Source organism: uncultured Lactobacillus sp., from assembly GCF_947367085.1.
Taxonomy (GTDB): Bacteria; Bacillota; Bacilli; order Lactobacillales; family Lactobacillaceae; genus Lactobacillus.
Window position 1 is genome coordinate 1 of the sequence record NZ_CANBCP010000110.1, and the last position, 2500, is coordinate 2500.

The 2500-nt window shown below is 34.4% G+C and carries 1 protein-coding gene; it reads right to left on the reverse strand.

Translation table 11 applies throughout. The features are described 5' to 3' along the window. Positions 1–1216: CRISPR-associated endonuclease Cas3'' (locus Q0Y70_RS09890; RefSeq protein WP_297820558.1), on the reverse strand; the 1216-nt coding region annotated here is incomplete at its 3' end. Positions 1217–2500 lie beyond the last annotated feature (1284 nt).

Sequence of the window (2500 nt, forward strand, 5' to 3'; positions counted from 1 at the left end):
CACCATAATCATTTTCGATGTCTACATTTTCAGCACATGGAAGCTTCCGATAATCTTGATAAAACTTGGCTTTTCCTTGAAGCAAATTTAGATCTGGAGTTTCTTCTTGCTGTTTTGCAATTGAACTTAGCCACTTTTTTACTCTAGAAAACATTGCATTGCTAGTTGCTTGTGTCGGCAGTCCAACATATAGCCCATCTCTACCTGTTTTAAAAGCTAGCTGTTCAGCAGCAGCTAAAGCCAATTCAGTCTTACCAATTCCAGTAGGAGCTTCAATTATTACCATTCCAGGATCATCTAATTGATTGATGGCAGCACACATTTTTTCTTGAACCGGACGCGGCGTGAGATTAAATCTTTGTTTAAATTCTTGAGTTGGCGACGGCATTGACGCAGGATTCCAGCGATCGGTTACTGCCCAATGATGTATCGCATTATGATAACGATCTGTTAAATCTAAATCATCTAATCCTTTATCCAAACCAATTAGTGGAAAAAGTTCAATATTATTTCTATCATTTAAAAACTCGCTCGATGCAAACCAATCAGCCATGATAAGCATCCCTTCGAGAATTACGGCTTGGGGACGATCCACGATCGGAACTTCACTTATATCTTGATAGCCACATAGCTCAAGGCCATAATCAAAGATGTTCTTTTGAACAGTTTGCCATTGGTTTTGAATTTCTTTATCCTGATCAGCACCCCAAATATTAGAAGTATTTTCCTCTATATGACTATCGACTTTTTCAGAGGGAGGAGTGCCATGATGACCTCCAATAATTACACCAATATATTGATTTAAGCCATATCTTTCCAGCAGCGCCTCTCCAGCGATTGGGTGAGGAGAAAGCTTAAAATCTCTTTGGTGTAAGTTAAGCTCTGTAAAACCTGCTCGAAGAAGTTTTTCTTCTATATCAATGTCCAAATTTCGATTAAAGGGATGGGATTCCTTCAATTGAAAAGCAGGCGTTGCCTTGCCAAAATCATGAAAGAATCCGAGAAATTGAATAAGCTTCTGCATTTCTTCATCAGATAGATCTTGGCAAAGTATTTTCTTGGTTCCAGAACTTATCCAGTTATTATAAAGCCAATGCATTATATTTTTTGTATCAGTTAAATGAGCAATTAATGGCAGCCAAAGTTCTTGTTTAGTATTCTGATCAAACTTCTTTTTACCCCAAAGTGACTTGGCTTGATAAGATAATTGTTCCATTTTTAATAATCCTCTCAAAACCGTTTATACGGTTACATTATAAACTTATTGTTTTATAAAGAATATAATTTTTCAAATAATTATATAACCAATACGATTTTCTTTAGTAGTAACAATATTTATCTCACTTGGCAAGCCCCCACAATTGTGGGGATCACATTTATATCTAACCCATACGTGGATCACCCTCACTTACGTGGAGAACACTTAATTGATTTTTGCACTACGTATCCAATCAAGGGATCACCTCCACTTACGTGAAGAACACTACTATACGATTTTGATTTAAAAAATATCCCTAGGATCACCTCCACATACGTGGAGAACACGGCAGTGTGGACGAAAAATCATTCAGCTGTATAGGATCACCTCCACATACGTGGAGAACACACTAAAAGATCCCTACAGCTGCAAGTATCCTCCTGCAACAATATTACCATTTTTAATTACTTTTAACCATGTGGGGCAAAACCATAAATTCTTTTTTTAGAATAATCTATATCAAATTTTCATTTAACAAGCAAAATTACGATTGCCATCAAAGTACAGTTATTAGACCACTTTTTACTAATAGTTTTACTATTATTTTTCGTTTGAACTGTTAAAATTAAAAGCACATCTTTAAATGAGAGGAAAAGTATGTTAACAATCTATAATTTAAACGAAAATCAGATGTTAGAACGGCCGAAGTTTTTTGATCTTATTAAAAAATATGACACTTTCAGTGGTGTTTCTTTTGTAGGTAGCTTTAACATCATTGAAAATTTGCTGCTGCCAAATTTTCAGCAAATTAATCTTATACTCGGTCTTGAAGATCGAAAGACTGGGAGTAACTTAAACCAATACTTTAATGTCGCTCAAAAAGTAAAAGAACTTTCAAATGCGAGCGAAGAATTTATCAATAGATTAGAGAATGAAACCCTCAAACTTCGTTTTACTAAAGATAAACTTTTTCATTCAAAGTATTTTATTGTTGAGAATCAAGATGAATTTGCTATTTTTAATGGTTCTATGAATTTAACTAATAAGGCATTAAACGAAAACCACGAAATGTTGTGGATGATATCAGGATCAAAAAAAGATAATACAATTTATAAGGACCATATGAAATTATTTAACAAAAATTTCTTTGAAGATAGCACAGACTATATTAACCGAAAAATTATTGATCAAATCAAAGGAAAAGATAAACACGAAATAACTGCAGTAGTCACTACTGATTTAATTGAATCAATTCTGTCTCTTATACACATCTGACGCTGCCGACGAAGGCTTTGGTGTAGA